Source organism: Simiduia agarivorans SA1 = DSM 21679 (genome assembly GCF_000305785.2).
Lineage (GTDB): Bacteria > Pseudomonadota > Gammaproteobacteria > Pseudomonadales > Cellvibrionaceae > Simiduia > Simiduia agarivorans.
Window position 1 is genome coordinate 3,227,065 of the sequence record NC_018868.3, and the last position, 17,850, is coordinate 3,244,914.

17 protein-coding genes are annotated in these 17,850 nt (G+C 50.3%); 16 read left to right on the forward strand and 1 reads right to left on the reverse strand.

Annotated features, from left to right (window positions below):
• Positions 1-3: 3 nt before the first annotated feature.
• The 12 genes from M5M_RS14570 to M5M_RS14625 all read left to right on the forward strand — a co-directional run bounded on the left by M5M_RS14570 (position 4) and on the right by M5M_RS14625 (position 8,176).
• Entirely contained in the window at positions 4-837 is an 834-nt protein-coding gene (locus tag M5M_RS14570; RefSeq protein ID WP_015048257.1) for a pPIWI-associating nuclease domain-containing protein, read from the forward strand.
• Positions 838-956: 119 nt separating this feature from the next.
• Positions 957-1,346 carry a hypothetical protein gene (locus tag M5M_RS14575; RefSeq protein WP_024330461.1) on the forward strand — a complete coding sequence of 130 codons (390 nt, stop codon included), beginning with the start codon at positions 957-959 and terminating at the stop codon, positions 1,344-1,346.
• Positions 1,347-1,410: 64 nt separating this feature from the next.
• Positions 1,411-2,406 (forward strand): hypothetical protein, encoded by a 996-nt coding sequence (locus M5M_RS14580; RefSeq protein ID WP_024330548.1) that lies wholly within the window; start codon positions 1,411-1,413, stop codon positions 2,404-2,406.
• Positions 2,407-2,512: 106 nt separating this feature from the next.
• Positions 2,513-2,665, forward strand: a complete 153-nt coding sequence (locus tag M5M_RS20410) for a hypothetical protein (protein ID WP_156025709.1) — start codon at positions 2,513-2,515, stop codon at positions 2,663-2,665.
• Positions 2,666-2,671: 6 nt separating this feature from the next.
• Complete coding sequence (locus tag M5M_RS14585; protein WP_015048260.1) at positions 2,672-2,911, forward strand: hypothetical protein; 240 nt, start codon at positions 2,672-2,674, stop codon at positions 2,909-2,911.
• A 235-nt stretch (positions 2,912-3,146) separates the two neighbouring features.
• The gene (locus M5M_RS20525; RefSeq protein WP_211216990.1) at positions 3,147-3,404 is read left to right on the forward strand and encodes a hypothetical protein; all 258 of its coding nucleotides are present in this window, start codon (positions 3,147-3,149) and stop codon (positions 3,402-3,404) included.
• A gap of 105 nt (positions 3,405-3,509) precedes the next feature.
• Positions 3,510-4,085 (forward strand): hypothetical protein, encoded by a 576-nt coding sequence (locus M5M_RS14595; protein ID WP_015048262.1) that lies wholly within the window; start codon positions 3,510-3,512, stop codon positions 4,083-4,085.
• A 330-nt stretch (positions 4,086-4,415) separates the two neighbouring features.
• Positions 4,416-4,775 carry a hypothetical protein gene (locus tag M5M_RS14600; RefSeq protein ID WP_015048263.1) on the forward strand — a complete coding sequence of 120 codons (360 nt, stop codon included), beginning with the start codon at positions 4,416-4,418 and terminating at the stop codon, positions 4,773-4,775.
• 90 nt (positions 4,776-4,865) lie between these two features.
• Complete coding sequence (locus M5M_RS14605; protein WP_015048264.1) at positions 4,866-5,279, forward strand: hypothetical protein; 414 nt, start codon at positions 4,866-4,868, stop codon at positions 5,277-5,279.
• A 452-nt stretch (positions 5,280-5,731) separates the two neighbouring features.
• Positions 5,732-6,073 (forward strand): antibiotic biosynthesis monooxygenase family protein, encoded by a 342-nt coding sequence (locus M5M_RS14615; RefSeq protein WP_015048266.1) that lies wholly within the window; start codon positions 5,732-5,734, stop codon positions 6,071-6,073.
• A gap of 378 nt (positions 6,074-6,451) precedes the next feature.
• Positions 6,452-7,531 carry a 4-hydroxyphenylpyruvate dioxygenase gene (gene hppD, locus M5M_RS14620; RefSeq protein ID WP_015048267.1) on the forward strand — a complete coding sequence of 360 codons (1,080 nt, stop codon included), beginning with the start codon at positions 6,452-6,454 and terminating at the stop codon, positions 7,529-7,531.
• A 63-nt stretch (positions 7,532-7,594) separates the two neighbouring features.
• Positions 7,595-8,176: an NADPH-dependent FMN reductase gene (locus M5M_RS14625; protein ID WP_015048268.1), complete on the forward strand. Its 582-nt coding sequence runs from the start codon at positions 7,595-7,597 to the stop codon at positions 8,174-8,176.
• Here M5M_RS14625 and M5M_RS14630 read toward each other — a convergent pair whose 3' ends face one another.
• Positions 8,177-9,322 carry an AraC family transcriptional regulator gene (locus M5M_RS14630; protein ID WP_015048269.1) on the reverse strand — a complete coding sequence of 382 codons (1,146 nt, stop codon included), beginning with the start codon at positions 9,320-9,322 and terminating at the stop codon, positions 8,177-8,179.
• 413 nt (positions 9,323-9,735) lie between these two features.
• Between M5M_RS14630 and M5M_RS14635 the strand changes: the two genes are divergently transcribed.
• The 4 genes from M5M_RS14635 (at position 9,736) to M5M_RS14650 (ending at position 17,842) form a co-directional block, all read left to right on the forward strand.
• Positions 9,736-11,433: a cellulase family glycosylhydrolase gene (locus tag M5M_RS14635; RefSeq protein ID WP_016389636.1), complete on the forward strand. Its 1,698-nt coding sequence runs from the start codon at positions 9,736-9,738 to the stop codon at positions 11,431-11,433.
• A 77-nt stretch (positions 11,434-11,510) separates the two neighbouring features.
• Positions 11,511-14,597, forward strand: coding sequence for a glycoside hydrolase family 9 protein (locus M5M_RS14640; RefSeq protein ID WP_015048271.1), 3,087 nt, complete (start codon positions 11,511-11,513; stop codon positions 14,595-14,597).
• An 81-nt stretch (positions 14,598-14,678) separates the two neighbouring features.
• Complete coding sequence (locus tag M5M_RS14645; protein ID WP_015048272.1) at positions 14,679-16,211, forward strand: lytic polysaccharide monooxygenase; 1,533 nt, start codon at positions 14,679-14,681, stop codon at positions 16,209-16,211.
• Between the two features lie 641 nt (positions 16,212-16,852).
• Entirely contained in the window at positions 16,853-17,842 is a 990-nt protein-coding gene (locus tag M5M_RS14650; RefSeq protein WP_162141172.1) for a sigma-54-dependent transcriptional regulator, read from the forward strand.
• Positions 17,843-17,850 lie beyond the last annotated feature (8 nt).

The window sequence follows — 17,850 nt, forward strand, 5'->3', positions numbered from 1 at the left end:
AGCATGAAGCTCAAAAAGCTACTGTCGCTGGATTTTATGCAAGGTTTTCAAACTCTATTGGAGACAGACTTTGAGAACCGATTGTTTGTGGCCAGTTTAAGAAATTATGCGTCACATGGTAATCCACTGAGATTTCACAACTTCGCGTTCTCGATGAGAGAGTTGGTGCTCCATGTAATACAAAGAAAAGCTCCGCCTAAGAAAGTAAAAAATGTTACTTGGTATGAGCGCGAGAGTGATGAGCATGAAGTTACAAGGAGGCAGCAGCTAAAATATTGCGCACAATCAAATATATCAGATGCTTATCTCGGTGAGGCTGTTCTAGAGCATCTGAATGAATGCATTTCAGAGTTCCTTGATGAATTTCGCTTCTTCAATAAGTACACACACATTACCGAGAAGTATTTTGATGTATCGCCAAAATCCTTTTTTCAGGATGCTAAGGCAGTTATTGAAATAGCGAAAGATTCTTTAAATCAACTAGAAGATATTGAAGGGATAGTTATAGATGCTCTTGAAGAAAAGGTAAGAGATGCTGTTATCTCAACGGCTGTAAGTGCAATACCCGATAGCTTGTCTATTCTCGCAAATCACGTATACATCGAGTACACAGAAGTGGAAGAGATCGAGTGCACTGGAATAGATGATCAGTTTATTTATGTGACAGCTCAAGGAAATGTATACGTCACGCAGGAATATGGTCCCAAGAATGACTTATGTGAAATTAGCGAATGCTACCCTTTTACTTTGAGCATGAAATCTCATGTAGAAAACCCAGAAGACTTTACCGTCGAGGCCGAAGAGCTGGATGTGGATACATCATCATGGTACGAATAGAACTTAACAAGAGCCTGCAACGGACAAAATACAAGTGGCGGCTTTTTCGCGCTGCGCGGCAAAAAAGCCGCCACTTGTATTTTGCGCGTTGAGGCTGGCGTTAGATTTATGGAGACATATTGAAACTACTATTGATTTTGCTTCTTGTATTTCCAAGTATCGCTATCGCTTGTGGTCTAAATGTACCAGTAGAGTCAATGTTTGAGTTTGGAAAAAAGCCAACGGATAGTAATGAAGGATATCTATTAATCCTTGCGCCTTTAAAGTATGAAGGGTGGAGTATTAATAGTCTTCAATATGCCAAAGGGAAGAATTCCATTTCAGTAATGCAATATATTGATGAGTCTAGGTTCCCTGGTAAGGCTGCATTTCAGATTACAGGCACCTCGGACTTCTTTGACGGGGCAAAACTTACGGTCTCATATACTCCTGATCCAGTAGTAAATGAAGATGGGACGGTATCTGGTCTGCAATGTATCCATACGCAGGAAGTAATCATTGAAATCTAACAAACGCAGGCACACTGGCCTATCGGCCTCGACTCGCTCCGCTCGCGTGTGCTGCGGACGTTAGATGAAACCAAGGGACACCATGTTACCAAGACATGCCGCAGGCTCTTTTGAGTTGAAAGAGGGAACTGGACCCATCACAGGAATGCAATCATGTGGTGAATTTCTTGAAATTTATAAGGTTGATAAAACTTTTCGAGTCAAATCCCCCGAAAGTATCGACCCAGAAGAAACCAATCCAAATGCTATGTGGGTAACATCACCAACTGATGACGTTGGGACAGGGAACCCTATTGTTGCAAGGGCATTTCTACAAAATTGCCAAATGCTGAATTCAGCTATATTCGACCAAGAAATTGACAAAGATGAAGTCATAATGACTTTGCATAGCTGCAAGGAAGCTCTAATCACATGCGACAAAATATGCAGGAAGGTGACTAAATCTGTCTTGGATATCTGCAAGGTTATAGAAGGCAGTGGAGTTGAAAGAGATAATCGTGGCAGAGGTCTCAATCCTTTTCCTCAAGTCGAGCAGCTCGATACTGATTGCGGCACCTTTTTGGTTCAAGCTAATCGAGTCATAAAGATGTTAAGCGGCTTGCCTAGCCTTCTTTTACCCCTTTCAAAGGAAGATAGTAACTTTGATTATTTAGCAAAAAGAATTGAAAGTGAGGCTGTCGATGCACCAAGACTTTTAGAATTCATAAAAGATAATGCAAAAGGCGTAAAGTATTTGGCTGAGCTTAGGAATTTCCATGAGCATCCAAAGAAAATTAGGACAATTATCAATAACTTTACCCTGACTCCAAATTCTTCGATTGAGATTCCAACCTGGCATCTCTCAGGAGAAGCAAAAAGTCCTATCCATGAAGAAATGAGGGCGGCTACAAATTTTCTACTGGAGCTAATAGAAATAACATTTATTCATACGCTCATGGCTTCGTTATCAAAAAGCTATCCTTTTATAATACAAAAGGAAAAGAAAATCGATGAAGCAAACCCAATACAGTATCGTCTTACTATCGATGTTGGTCAGTTTAATGTCGAGCAAATCATCTAACAAGGCCAGCCAGAGGGACACAAAAACCGCCGCTTCGCTCTGGTTTTCGTGCCCCTGCTGGCGGACTCGCTACGCTCGCCTTTGTCGCGGGCGTTATGCGTAAATCATGATTGAAGATGTAATCAGAGAAATATTGAATCGCCCTGATCTTAGAGCAAGTGATGGAGATGATTTGTTGGGCATGGACTACGATGTTTTCCATGCTTTTGAATCAAGCGAAACATTTGAGGTGCAAGAGATAGTTCAGACTTTGGACTAGTCCTGCATGTTCGATATCAAGTTGTTAGCTTCTCCATCAGTAAAAGAGCTGCTTGATATAAAGCGGGCCCTTAAAGAAGCCTGGTACTTTTTACAATACCCATATTTTGAGGCATCAAATTTTCAAGTGTCTCGCAAGTATTTGATTTTTAGGTTTGTAACTCTAATTGGCGAAAATCAGTTTTACGTTACAGGAAAGGTAACAGTTTCTGGTATTGTATATGAGCAGCTTGCAAAGAGCGCATAACAAACGCAACCAACCCGGCCTATCGGCCTTGACTCGCTACGCTCGCGTGTGCTGCGGGCGTTATGCATAAATCACTATGACCTATATCTATGTCATCTTGGGGATAATCGTATTTATAGTAGTACTTACAGCTATTAATCGTCGGCGTATGAAGGTCCTGGCATTGGAAAGGGGTGAACCGAATATATGCTCTTATGCACGTTCGTTCGATTTCCGCAATGTGGACACTAAGATAATGCGAGAAGTCTACAACCTTGTTCAAGAGTGGGCAGGTAAGTATGAAGACATTCCATTTCCAGTTCAGGCAGATGATACTTTTGATGGTATATATCGCATGGACCCCGATGATCTGGATGACATTTACTTTGAAGTCGCAGAAAAACTTGGCATTAGCAAAGAGAATTCAGAGGCTAACCCTTACTATGACAAAGTTGAAACAGTAAAGGATTTAGTGCTATTTCTAAATGATCAGCCAAGAGTCAACAATGAATAACAAAGTGGTCAAGTACACTCCGGCCGTAAAATTCGCGGCCTGCGCGGGACAGCCTACGCGTTGCTTCGGCTGCCCCAAACAACGGCGTTAAAACTCAGAAAAGCAATGAGGATAATTCATAAAGTTGGTGTCTATTTAGTGATGCTCGTGGTTGCAGTATTTGTTGCTGCTATTTATGGGGTGATTCAGGGCCAATTTAGCTATACGTTATCTACAGAGTATTTTAGTCAGTATAGATTTAAGCAGTTGAACATTCTCTGGGCGTATGACTATCCAAGGCTAGGAGTCGCCTTGGTTGGTGCGGTGACTAGCTGGTGGGTAGGAGCCGTGTTGTCAATTGTCGTTGGCTTGTTTGGTTTTATGTTTTCCTCGCCATCGTTAATGGCTAAATATCTCACTCGAACACTTTGTTTGGTAATCGGTGTGGTATTTTCTGCAAGCGTTCTTGGTCTGGGATATGGATACTACAGTATTGATCATGAGGCCGTAGTTCAGATAATGCCTTGGATGTATCCGGGCGTAAGCGACCCTATTCAATTTATGCGTGTGGGCTTTATGTACAACGGAAGTTTCATTGGTGGATTTTTAGGGCTTATTTTCGGCGTTTTATATATTATCTATAGTAAATTTCGGTATAACAATCCACTGCAGCCGATCGCAAAAAGCGCGGTGGCTGACTGAGGCGTTAGGGGTGCAAGAGATTAACCAGAATCATGGAGTCGATTTGGAAAAAAGACCAAATTGATGAAAAGTGCCAGTAACTATTTTAGTGTTTGACGGCCTATCCCTAGAAAGCACAGCCACTAAAGCCCCTTCGGGGCTGGGCCTCCGCTCCGGCGCTTCGCACCCTCCGCTCCGGCGCTTCGCACCCTCCGTACCGCTGGTGTTGTGGGTGCTATGCAAAGCCAGTTCGAATAACCGTTGTAGGAGGCGAAAATGGATCAGAGTGATATGGCACTAGAATTGTTTCGGCAAATTGCGCTTAGCGCAGCGTTGTAAGGGGGGTTCGCTATGACGTTCTTGAGTGTGCTTTTAACAGCGCTGGATGGCACGGAAAAGGTTGTTGTGAGAGCTGTGGGTATTATGGCTATCGCTGCAGTGTTACTGGTCGTTGCTACTCTTGGAGCAACACTTCTCGTAATTGGCGTGCAACAGCTGGGGCTGTCTTTTAATTTTAATGGTTGGCCTTCTAGCTTGCTGAGAACTAAATGGATAACAGAGTTTTCATTCTTTGTTGGCATTCTATCCCTTTTTGGTGGCATCGGAATTAGTGGGTTTTGTAAAAATCGTACACTTGGATTTGTTACATCTATACCAGCTTTATTCGGTTTATCTTTGCTATTGCTCATTTTTATTCCAACATTCAATTGAACAGTAGCATGTGGCCCTACCGGAAAAAGCCCGCAGCTGATTCCAATCGCCAGCTACGCCATCAATCGGTGTCGGCGTTCTGTATGAAATATGAAAATTTACAGTGTTCTATATAAAATATTCGCTGCAGTTATATCAATTCCAATATTGTGGCTTTCGTTTATTGGGGGCGTTGGGCATAACTACGGCCAATTAATGATTGCTTTCATTCTGCTTGTTGTCGTGTGGGTCGGTGCGATATTTGCGGGGAAAAGAAGCCAAAAATTCGTCATAACGTCTGTTTTTATTGCGGCAATCATTAGTCTTCCTCTGTTTTATCGCTTGGCAGAAAGGGTTCTGTTTGTGCTAGAGAACGATGGGTTGGAGGGTCCCGATGGTTATGGTTCTCCAATGGCATTTCTGATAAGCGGTTTTATTGAGCTACTTTTATTCTTTCCATTTTTCACTATATTCGTGTTTGGGTCTGTGCTTTGCGTTAGGTATAAAAAAGGCGCACACGAATAAACTGCAGTCAGTGATAAAACGTGCTTATGGGTGGTTTCTATCTTGCTTCAATAGGCCTGCACAAAGACGATATGCAATATGGGGTAAATTAGTAAGGAGGTGCTACTCAATGGCGGCAGGTTTCTACATGATGTTTGCTGTATCCATAATCCTATATCGTGTTGCTATCGCAGACAGGAAAAAGGGTTGGATATGGTTTGGCGTCAACCTTTGCGTTTCTATGCTTATGGCGAAATTATTTGGATCGAGTATTCCGATAGCCATATTGGCCGGCGTTGTCACTTATATCGGTATGTTTATTGTTAACATCGTTTCACCCATGAGGTTTAAGTAGTCCGCGTTTGCGCATCGTGGCCTTCGCTCTTTTTGTTATCAAAACCACGTCGCAACGTTGTAGTCATGCAGCAGAGGTGTCAGAGCGCTGAAGAATTGAAAACCAGGAAGTTTCGCATATGCAGGAAGTGTCCATTATTAACCATATTGTCGTGCCCGCGGGAATGCAGTCAGTCGCGGAATCTATCCGGGACCAATATATCGCTTATTTCAAAACACAGGATGGTTTCGTCAGTTCCACGTTTTATCGGTCGTTAGATACCGAAGCAGACGGATCGATAAAATACGTGAATACCGTAGTCTGGCAGTCATTCCAGCACTATCAGGCGGTCGTCAATAAAGGATTTTCCAACCCCGATGGGTTGAACAACGATGGCTATAAAGTGTTGGGGAAAGGTTTCCCCGAACCTATCCGGGTCTCACCGGGTCGATACATTATTGTGGCTGACAACCAAGCGTAGGTATTACGCAAGCGCAGCGTCCTGATTCAGTACGCTTGGTAAAATGTCGATCTGAATGGCATCCATTGAGCCAGATGCGGATAGCCGCTGGCGGATTCTGTCTGTGCCTTACAGATCAGCCAGAGCTTGCCCGTGTATCTCACTATTGCCGCTTCAGCCGGGCCGGATAACTTCCCGCCATGTTCCATTAATGCACAAATAGGCCGGATATCTAGTCTATTCAGGTCAATTGGTGCGAATTAGAAGTAAAAATGGCAATAATCTGCCTATATTTGCCTAAAAGCCGACGCATATCGGTGAAATTCACCCCATTTGCTGCTCTATACTGGTAGATTCCCGCGCTACCCGCGCTTAGTGTTGATTATAAGGAGTGACCGGATGGCAGATTTATTCGAAAACCCCATGGGCCTCGACGGCTTTGAGTTCATTGAATTCGCGTCTAAAGAGAAAGGTATTCTGGAGCCAGTCATTGAGATGCTGGGCTTTACCCATGTGGCCAACCACCGCTCCAAAGACGTGACCTTGTGGCGTCAAGGCGACATTAACTTCATCATTAACTACGAGAAGAAGCACCCGGCCGGTTTTTACACGGAAGAGCACGGACCAGGCGCTTGTGGCATGGCTTTCCGGGTGAAAAATGCCGCCAAAGCCTACAAGCTGGCGTTGGAAAAAGGTGCACAGCCTATCGAAGTGCCTACCGGCCCTATGGAGCTGAAGCTGCCTGCGATCAAAGGAATCGGTGGCGCGATTCTGTACCTGGTAGATCGTTACGATGACGAGCTATCCATTTACGACATCGACTTCGAGTTCCTCGAGGGTGTGGATCGTCATCCTGAAGGATGTGGTTTCAAGCTGATCGACCATCTGACACACAATGTTTACCGCGGTCGCATGGCTTACTGGGCCGCCTATTATGAGAAGCTGTTTAACTTCCGTGAAATCCGGTTCTTCGATATCAAGGGCGAATACACCGGTCTCACGTCCAAGGCGATGACCGCGCCGGACGGCAAGATCCGTATTCCGTTGAATGAAGAAGCGGGCGGCAATGGTCAGATTGAAGAGTACCTGATGGCCTACAATGGTGAAGGTATTCAGCACGTGGCCTTCTCCTGTGATGACCTGCCCAAGGCCTGGGACAAGCTCAAGGCACGCGGCATGCGCTTCATGACACCACCGCCAGACACCTACTACGAAATGCTTGAAGAGCGTCTGCCAGGTCACGGTGAGCCGGTAGACGAGCTCAAAAAGCGTGGTATTCTGCTCGACGGTTCTACCGAAGCGGGCGACCCCCGTTTGCTGCTGCAGATTTTCTCAGAGAACCTGGTAGGTCCTATTTTCTTTGAGTTTATCCAGCGCAAAAAGGACGAAGGTTTCGGTGAAGGTAACTTCAAGGCACTGTTTGAATCCATGGAGCGCGACCAGATCCGTCGCGGCGTGCTTAAAACAGAAGAAGCCTGATAGCGCCAATGCGTTGATTGAAAGCGGGGCCTGGCCCCGCTTTTTTATGATGAAGAGGAAAGCATGAAAACATTGATTATTGCAGGCAGCCAGCGCGCCGAGTCTCAGTCGGCCCGTTTGGCCGGTGAAATGAATCGCCGTTTTTTTGATGGCGAAGCCGAGTTATTGAACCTGGCGGATAAACCGTTGCCAGAATGGGATGGCACCGGGTTTGACCGCGACGATGTGAAATCGGTAAAAGCCAAAGTGGCCGCGGCCGATGCCTTGGTACTGTTGGTGCCGGAATGGAATGGTATGGCGCCTTCCAGCGTGAAAAATTTCTTTCTGTGGTGCGGTGCGGCCGAACTGGCCCATAAGCCAGCGCTATTGGTCGCGGTGTCGGCTGGAACCGGCGGTGCCTACATTATCAACGAAATGCGTACCAGCAGTTACAAAAACTGCCGTTTGCTCTACTTGCCCGAACATTTGATTTACCGCGATGCGGCCAATCTGTGGACTGCAGATGCGCCCACCAAGTCAGATGATTACCTGCAGAATCGCACGGCGTTTGTCGTGGGCTTGCTGCGTGCCTATGCGCACGCGTTAAAACCCGTGCAACAATTGGCGCGTGACACGCAGGGCGATTTTGCCAACGGCATGTCCTGATCAATGGGAGAGGGCGTGACTCTGCTTGCGGTACTGGCTCGGAGTCACGCCTTCTGTTCGTTTGAATACGCCATTAAATGTGGCTTTGGAATTGAAGCCGGCGGCGTACATAATATCCAGCACTGTAGTGCTGCGCTTTTCAATCAGTAGACGCTTCGCTTCTTTTAGCCGGTGTCGGTTAATATATTCTGCAAAACTACAGCCATAGTAGCCATTGATCACTGAAGATAGCGTGCGAGTGGAAATCTGCATTTGGCGGGCCAGTGATTCCAGCGACAAGCCTGGGTCGGTGAACTGTTTCTGCCGCTCCATAAGTTCTTCCAGTTTGGCAACATAAGCTGGATTAATGTTCTGGTTCACATCTTTCTGTTGGCTGAATTCAATCGCCACCAGCGGGCGCAGTAACAATGCGTCGCGCACGTAGTAAAACAGCGCACAGCTGAGCCCCAGCAATGCCAGATAATTTTGCGATAACCCTGTAGCGCCAACGGGCAACGCCAGTTGCCATTCTGTGTGGGCCAGTAACATGGCTGCGACCAGCATGCCGATAAACGAAAAACTCACCCAATAACATGCTATGGCAAGTGGCCAGCGTGCAGGCCGACTGGCACTGGTGCGTTGCCACCATTGCAATACCAGATACGCGGCCATCAGGGCGAGTGTCAGCCGGAATATTTCTCTGGCCAGTTGTACGAAAAACCATGAAGTTGATACATCGGCGAGGGCGGTACTTTGTTGCAGATGGATTTTCGTTTCCACCGGCAGGCTGTGATAAAGCACCAACTGATGGAGGCTGTGGAGCAAGAAGGGACAAAATAGCAGCCAATAGACCGGTTTAAACTTGAATTGAGCATCCAGCAGGCTGGCAATCATCAAGAAGCCAAAGGGCGCTTGTAACCAGGCACCAAATTCAAACAGGTAAATTAATCCGGGCGCTTGTGCAACTACGAAGGGGTGAAAGGCTGAGCCAAAGTTAATCAGTGTGTCTAGCGCTATGGCGCCGCTACTGAGAAAAAACCCTACAGCGGACAGGGTGAAAGCCTTTTGTCGGCACTTTCCCGGTACCACACACGCTGCACAGAAGGCCGCGACGAACATGGTGGTGAGGAGCACGAGATCGTGTCCATTGAATAACACTGTTGCCATGATAAAACCCCGAGTACTTCATTTATTATTTCTTGTTTCCTTTGGGAAACTTGTGCTTTTCAGCCTCGAAGCAGCACTCGCGTGCCATCAAAAGGTCAAAAAGACAATATGACAATTTTCCATGATTCGCAAGTTGCTTGCCGGTAATTGGTCTCATAGATTTGAGGGGACTGTTCACAAAAGTTACAGAGAATTGTGACTGGAAACGCGTTTTGCAACGTTCAGAAAAACGAAGAAAGGTTCAGCTTGGCGTGATTGTGTACGTGTTTGCGCAAATATAAACGTATGATTTTTTGCAGCGCAGGGAGTGAGACGCCAATGGCGTAAGTGCTTGTTACTTTGTGCGCAGGTAATTGGTGGAAACTGATCAGACCAATTATCTGTGAATAACACGAATAACAGGAGCATAAAAAGTGAAGAGAAAAATATTAGGTATGGCGATGGCTGGCCTGTTTGCCACTTTCGCTGAGGCCGCTCAGGTTTCAATGTCTGCGTCCGGCGACTGGGGCAGCGCGTTTCAGGGTGACACCAAAATCACCAATGATGAAGCGGGCGCCGTTAACGGTTGGACCATTACATTTGGTGCCAGTTTTACTATCGATCAGATTTGGAACGCGCGTATCATATCCAAGACCGGGAATACCTATGTGATCGGTAATCTCGATTACAACGGTGCAATCAATCCGGGCGAGAGTGTCAATTTCGGTTTTATCGGGTCGCCGGGCAATGCGATGATGCCAGTGGATATCGTTTTTAACGGAGGTGCTGCGCCAACCCCAACCCCGACACCAACCCCGACACCAACCCCGACACCAACACCTACGCCCACACCGACCCCAACGCCTACACCAACCCCAACCCCTGGAAATGGTTTGCCCGGTGACGACTGGTTGAGCGTGTCCGGAAATACCATTGTCAATAAATCTGGTCAGCCGGTCTGGCTTACCGGCGCCAATTGGTTTGGCTTTAATACCACCGAGCGTGTCTTCCATGGGCTGTGGAGCGTTAATCTCGACGCGACAGTTAAAGCTATGGCCGACAGAGGTATAAATCTGGTGCGCGTGCCATTCTCGACCGAATTGGTTAAGGAGTGGATGGCGGGTCAGTTCAAGGCGATTAACATCAACACCCATGCCAACCCTGAGCTGACAGGCATGAACAGCCTGCAGGTATTTGATGCGTTTCTGGCCGCGTGCAAAAAGTATGGCGTAAAGGTCCTGCTGGATGCGCATTCAGCCGAAGCCGATAACTCGGGTCACGTTCAGCCCCTGTGGACCAAGGGCAATATCACCGAGGCTGACTTTATAAACACTTGGGTATGGTTGGCCGAACGTTATAAAAACGACGACACCATTGTCGCGTTTGACCTGGAAAACGAGCCGCATGGCAAGGCGCATAGCGATACAGTATTTGCCAAGTGGGATGGTTCAACCGATGCCAATAACTGGAAGCATGTGTCGGAAAAAACGGCAAAGGCGGTGCTGGCAGCGAATCCCGAAATACTGATCATGATCGAGGGCATTGAGGTGTACCCGATAGACGGCCTGAGTTGGGATTCGAAAAATGAGAAGTCGTACCATTTCAACTGGTGGGGCGGTAATTTGCGCGGTGTTGCCGATCATCCAGTGTTAGTGCCCGGCCACCAGAATAAAATCATGTATTCGCCACATGACTATGGCCCGCTGGTATTTGCGCAGGATTGGTTTTATCCCGGTTTTTCGAAGGAAACGCTGATCAATGACGTATGGCAGGACAACTGGCTTTACATTCATACCCAGGGTATTTCTCCACTGCTGATGGGTGAGTGGGGCGGCTTCCTTGATGGTGGCGACAACGAAAAATGGATGCTGGCCCTCAGGGAGTTGATGAATGACTACAAAATCCATCACACCTTCTGGTGCCTTAACCCTAACTCGGGTGACACCGGCGGATTGCTCACTGGCGATTGGACCAACTGGGATGAGGCCAAATACAAGGTGCTTGAACCGGTACTCTGGCAAAACGCAGCCGGCGCTTATATCGGCCTTGATCACGAAGTGCCATTGGGCGCCAACGGCATAACGGTGAAACAACATTACCTGAACGGTGGGGCTCGGCCAATCGGTCTGTAATCCACTGCAACCTGACCTATTTAATCAATGAAATCCGATCCGCCGCATTCTGCGGCGGGTGCGGGGAGATTCTGTCTATGAAAAAGCAATATTTGAAAAAAGCCTTGTTCAGCGCAGTGGCATTTGCTGCCTCTGCCGGTGTGCAAGCAGCAACACCCAACTATGGTGAAGCGCTGCAAAAATCCATCTACTTTTACGAGGCGCAGCAAGCAGGCAAGCTGCCTGCCTGGAACCGCAACGAATGGCGTGGCGATTCTGTATTGCAGGATGGTAGCGATGTGGGTGTGGATCTGTCCGGCGGCTGGTTTGACGCGGGTGACCACGTGAAGTTCGGCTTTCCGATGGCGGCCTCTGCGACCCTCCTCGCATGGGGTGTCTTGGAGTATCCAGAGGCCTATACCCAAGCCGGCCAGATGGTTCATATTAAAAACAACCTCCGTTTTGTGGCTGACTATTTTGTCAGTGCGCATACCGCACCTAACGAACTTTACGGCCAGGTGGGCAGTGGCAGTGCCGATCATGCCTGGTGGGGTTCGCCAGAAGTAATTCACCTGACCGATCGCGCCGCGAGCACGCGCCCCTCCTATAAAATTGATGCAAGCTGCCCGGGTTCAGACCTGGCGGGTGAAACGGCCGCCGCGCTGGCAGCGATCAGTATGGTGTTTAAAGCGGACGACCCGGCTTACGCCGCTACGTTGCTCAGTCATGCACGCGAGCTCTATACCTTTGCGCATACCTACAAAGGTAAGTACAGCGATTGTATTACCGATGCCAAAAGCTTTTATAACTCCTGGAGCGGCTACAACGACGAGCTGGTGTGGTCTGCTATCTGGTTACACAAAGCCACCGGTGAAGCGGGCTATTTGAATTCGGCGAAAGTCGCATACGCCAATCTCAACACGGAGCAGCAATCCACCGTTAAATCCTACAAGTGGACCCATGCCTGGGATGACAAAGGCTATGGCTCCTATGTATTGATGGCAAAGCTCACGGGCGATGCGCAATACGAGGCGGATGCGGAGCGTTGGTTAGACTATTGGACTACAGGCTATAACGCCGCCCGCGTAAAATACACCGCCGGCGGTCTGGCCCAGCTGGATACCTGGGGCGCGACCCGGTACGCGGCAAACACGTCGTTTATTGCATTGATCTATTCCGATTACCTGAAGAGTAAAAACCCCGCCAACCCGCGCGTTTCCACCTACTACAATTTTGCCAAAGGCCAGCTGGAATACATTCTGGGCGACAACCCCATGGGTATTCCTTACCAGATAGGCATGGCCGCCAATGGCCCCAAAAATCCGCATCACCGCGGCGCACACGGCACCTGGGCTGACAGCCTGCAAAACCCGACAGATTCGCGACACTTGCTGGTGGGTGCGCTGGTGGGTGGACCGGGTACCGGTGATGCCTATGTGGACGACCGGGGTGACTACATTGCCAACGAAGTGGCGACCGATTACAACTCGGGTTTTACCGGCGCCCTGGCGCGTTTGTATTTGGATTTTGGCGGTAATCCGATTGCTGAAAGCCAGTTTCCTGCCAAAGAAGTACGCGACCTGGAATATTTTGTGGAGGCTAAAAGCAATGCCACCGGTCCACGTCACATTGAGATCGCGGCCAAGGTGTATAACCGTTCCGCGTGGCCGGCGGCCAATGGCGATAAGCTGAAGTTCCGATACTTTGTCGACCTTTCCGCGGAGATGGCAAAGGGCTATACGGCGGCCGATGTTACTGTCAGCACGGCCTATTCGCAGGCCACCAGCGTTTCCCAGTTGAAGGTCTGGGGAGATCCATCGAAAAATATTTACTACACCGAAGTGGACTTCACCGGCGTCAACATTTTTCCCGGTGGCCAGTCCGATCATAAAAAAGAAGTGCAGTTCCGCTTGAGTTTACCCACCACCGGCAATTCACCTGACTGGGTGAACGAAGGCGATCCGTCATGGGACAGCTACGGCGCGGCCGACAAAAAAGCCCCGAAAATTGCGCTTTACAGTGGCAATACGTTGATCTGGGGCGCTGAACCCACACCGGCCTGCGGCGCGGGTACCAGTATCAACTGCGCGCCGGTGGCGGACAATGTAACGGTGACTACTGCGGCGGACACGCCGGTTGCTGTCATCCTGAAAGGCTCAGACAGCGACGGCACTGTCGCAAGCTATCAGGTCGCTGCTCCTGCGCATGGTGTTCTGTCCGGCACCGGCGCCAATCGCACCTATACACCCAACAACGGTTTCTTTGGCGTAGACAGCTTTACTTACACAGTCACCGACAATCTGGGCGCAGTATCTGCTCCGGCCACAGTGAGCGTGAGTGTGAGCGAGCCGGTTGTGCCTTCGGTTGCCATCTCAAGCCCTGCCAATGGGACAACTGTTTACACCTCAGGCTCATTTACCCTGCACTACGCACTGGCCAACGCCGCCAGCGTGCGCATTCTGGTTAATGGTGGTCAAGTGGCTAGCGGTGTTACCGGTGGTACCGCACAACTGGTAGCGCCCGCGACGGTGGGTAATTTCCTGGTGGAGGTTATCGCGCAGGATTCTGCGGGTAATGACCTGAGTGCCACTTCATCGGTCACGCTCAGTGCGGTAACGCCACCGGCCAATACGCCGCCAGTGGCGAGCTTCACTCTGACCAGTGCGGGTCTCACCGCTACGGCTAACGCATCAGCGTCGTCCGATGCCGATGGTGATCCGTTGACCTACAGCTGGAGCTTCGATGGCGTGACGAAAACCGGCGTCAACGCCAACCACACCTTCGCAACGGCAGGTACCTACAGTGTGGCATTAACCGTCAGTGATGGTATCGATACCGATACCTTGATCCAATCGGTCACTGTCACGCCACCGGTTGCTGGCGTGCAGTGTGACTTTGTGGTGTCGAATGAGTGGAACACCGGCTTTGTTGCGGTGATCCGCTTGACCAACAACGGTTCCGCAGCGGTGAACGGGTGGAATGTAAGCTGGCTCTTTCCCGAAGGTGTGACACGCACCAGCGGTTGGAACGCCACAGTCACCGGCAACAATCCTTATTCGGCAACAGGGCTGAGTTGGAACAGCGTGATCCAGCCGGGCCAGACGGTGGAATTTGGAATGCAAGGCAGCAAACCCGACGGAACTGCTGCGCCTGTACCCACTGTCACCGGGGACGTGTGTATCTGATTCCCAGAGCATGGCCCGGCCTCCGGTCGGGCCTTTTTTTGCCAAACCTGTTTTGGCGCAATTACCGAGGAGAAGGACATCATGAAATGTTTAAGTAACACGCATTGCCCATCGAAGTGGCTCGCTGTATTGCCGCTGGCAATTGCAGCGGCTGGCGTGAGTGCACATGGGTTGATGGTAGATCCGCCCGCCCGCAATGCGGTGTGTGGATTGAATGAAAAGCCGGACCAGGCGAGTACCCAGGCGTGTGTGGATGCATTCGCAAACGACCCGCAGGGCGGTTATTCCTTTATGAGTGTACTGACCCACGATGTAGGGCGCGCTGGCGTAACGCCATTGCCCTCAAATGTCTGCGGATTTGACAGCGAGGTTTGGAATGGCGGTGCCACGCCGTGGGATGTGGCAACCCAATGGCCAACACAACCTGCGACCGCGGGCCCGGTCGACATCACCTGGAATATTTCCTGGGGCCCGCATTTTGATGACACTGAAGAATTCCGCTACTGGATTACCAAACCCGAGTTTGTGTTTGACCCAGCCAAACCGCTCACCTGGGCCGACTTTGAAGAGACGGCGTTTTGTGTACTGAATTACGATGACAAAAACCCGTCAGCTAACCCGGCGGTCATCGCCGATAAAGCGGCGCAAACGTTTACCACCCAATGCGATCTGCCGGCGCGCTCCGGACACCACGTGGTTTACGGTGAATGGGGACGAAATTACTTTACCTATGAGCGTTTTCACGGCTGCATTGACATGGCCTTCGGCAATGGCCCGACGCCGCCTGTTGCGAATGCGCAAGCACTGACCACCAACGCCAACCAAACGTTGGCGATCACGCTGAGCGGCCAGGATGCCGATGGTCAGGTAGTGGATTTCAATGTGGTGAGCGCGCCGGCCTCGGGCAGTCTATCGGGCGCCGGCGCGGATCGGGTATATTCCCCCGCGGTGGATTTTGCGGGCACAGACAGCTTTGCGTTTGTTGCCATCGATAACGACGGGCAATCTTCTGCGCCGGCCACCGTTGCCATTACGGTGAAAGGCAGTAATCAGGCACCCGTTGCCGTCATCGGTGCTGACATCAACGGTTTGAATGTGATGTTGCATGCCCACGACTCAACCGACCCAGACAATGATGCGCTAACGTTTGATTGGGATCTGGGTGATGGCAACCTGGCGAGCGGTCCGCACGTGAATCATACCTATGCCGTGGCCGGCAGTTACCCGGTGGTGTTAACAGCGTCCGATGGCACGGCCAGTTCAACGGCCACGCAAACCATCAGTGTCAGCTCGGCACCGCCTGCCAATGGAGTGACCTGTGAGCATGTGATCAATAATGAATGGAACACTGGATTTGTGGCATCGGTTCGCTTAACCAATCACGGTTCGGCGCCGGTCAGTGATTGGTCTGTGAACTGGGCCTACCCCGCCGGCATCAGCCGAACCAGCGGTTGGAACGCGACGGTGACCGGCACCAATCCTTATACGGCAACCAGTGTGGGATGGAACAATAGCGTACCGCCGGGACAAACCGTGGAGTTTGGCATTCAGGCCAGCAAACCCGCAGGCGCCAGCGTGCCCGCGGTAGTGGTGTCGGGGGCAGTGTGTGAATAAACTTGTTTGAAACTGCACCTATTTTCTCGTTAACGCTGTCTCAGCGTGTTGATGCCCGGCCGTGAGCCGGGCTTTTTAGCGTCCGGTCTCAAAAAGGTGCCAGCACCTAAGTCTGATTTTGCGTTTCTGTTCTAATAGCGCGGTTGCTGTGCTCTCCACGTTAACAGTTGATGCATTAGCGACAAATTGCCCACATTTTATAATGATTAATGGCGCCTTGTTGAACATAAAAAGTATGAGTGTCGGGCATCACAATCCTACCCGGTTCATACGCGCCATCGTCGGAATTTTTCTATAATTCAGTCCCCGATAAACCTATGGATGGGTTTGCTATGTCGCTGGCTGTGTATCCCATGGTTGTGCCGGGTGTGGCTGAAAGTCACCGGGCGCAATGTCTTGAAAGTTTGCAACAGGCGGGAGTGAGCGTTTGCACTCAGCCATTTCCCTTGAGTCCCTGTCTGGTGGTGGCTTCGGAGTCGTGCAGCGATGAGCCCGACGTCATTCCGCCGGGTGTTGGCTTAAATTGTCTATTGTGGTTTGGCGCGCCAACCGAAAAATTCTGGCGCCTTGCTTGCCGGTGTAGCTTGTGGCTATTGTGGGACGAGCGGCAGGCCTCGCCCGTGCACCCATTAAGAGAAAAGTTGCAAGCGTTGACATCAGCGCAAGCCAATATCGAGCGTGCGCTCGACGCCCAGGGGCTGGTGGCTCAATCGGCCAGTATGCGACAGGTGCTGTTCCACCTGTACACGGCTGCCCGGCGGGGGGTGGATGTGTTGCTGCAGGGCGAAAGCGGTACCGGCAAGGAGCAGTTGGCCCGGCTGTATCACCAATTCCGTCGATGCGACGGTGATCTTGCGACGCTGGATTGTACCACCCTGGATGAAGGGCTGGCCGGCAGCGAACTCTTTGGCCATGAACGCGGCGCATTCACCAGTGCCCACCGCAGCCGCGACGGCGTGATTGCCGATGCAGACAATGGCACCTTGTTCCTGGATGAAATTGGCGATCTGCCGCTGGCGATTCAACCCAAATTATTGCGCACAATCCAGGAGCGGCAATACCGTCGGGTGGGCGGCAATCAATGGATGACCTCAACCTTTGGTCTTGTGTGTGCGAGCCACGTGGCATTGGAAAGCGCGGTAGATGCCGGCAATTTCCGATTGGATCTGTATCACCGCATTGCGGCTTGTGTGATTATGGTGCCGCCGCTGCGCGAACGGGTGGAAGATATTGTGCCGTTGGCGGAGCATTATTTTGCCAGTCGATGCGGCGATGGCGTGTCGCTCAGTGGGCCCCTGCGGCAATGGTTGTGTCAATATCATTACCCCGGCAACGTGCGTGAACTCTATCAGCGCTTACGTTTGATTCAGCCTGAAGCCGGTGCCGCGCAGGCGTGTCTTTCCGATATGGTTATGCCCTGTAGCATTCCGGAGCGCAGCGCAACCGGCGATAACTGGATTCATCAGAGTGTCAGTGCCGGGCTTGGGCTGGACGCAATTAAAGAGCGTGCTACGCGCGAGGCCAAAGCCAGCGCCCTGCGATTGTGTGATGACAGCTGCAAGCAGGCGGCACAATTATTGGGTGTGAGTGAACGCACGCTGCAGTTGTATAAATCAGAATTATCTGGCTGAAAATCATG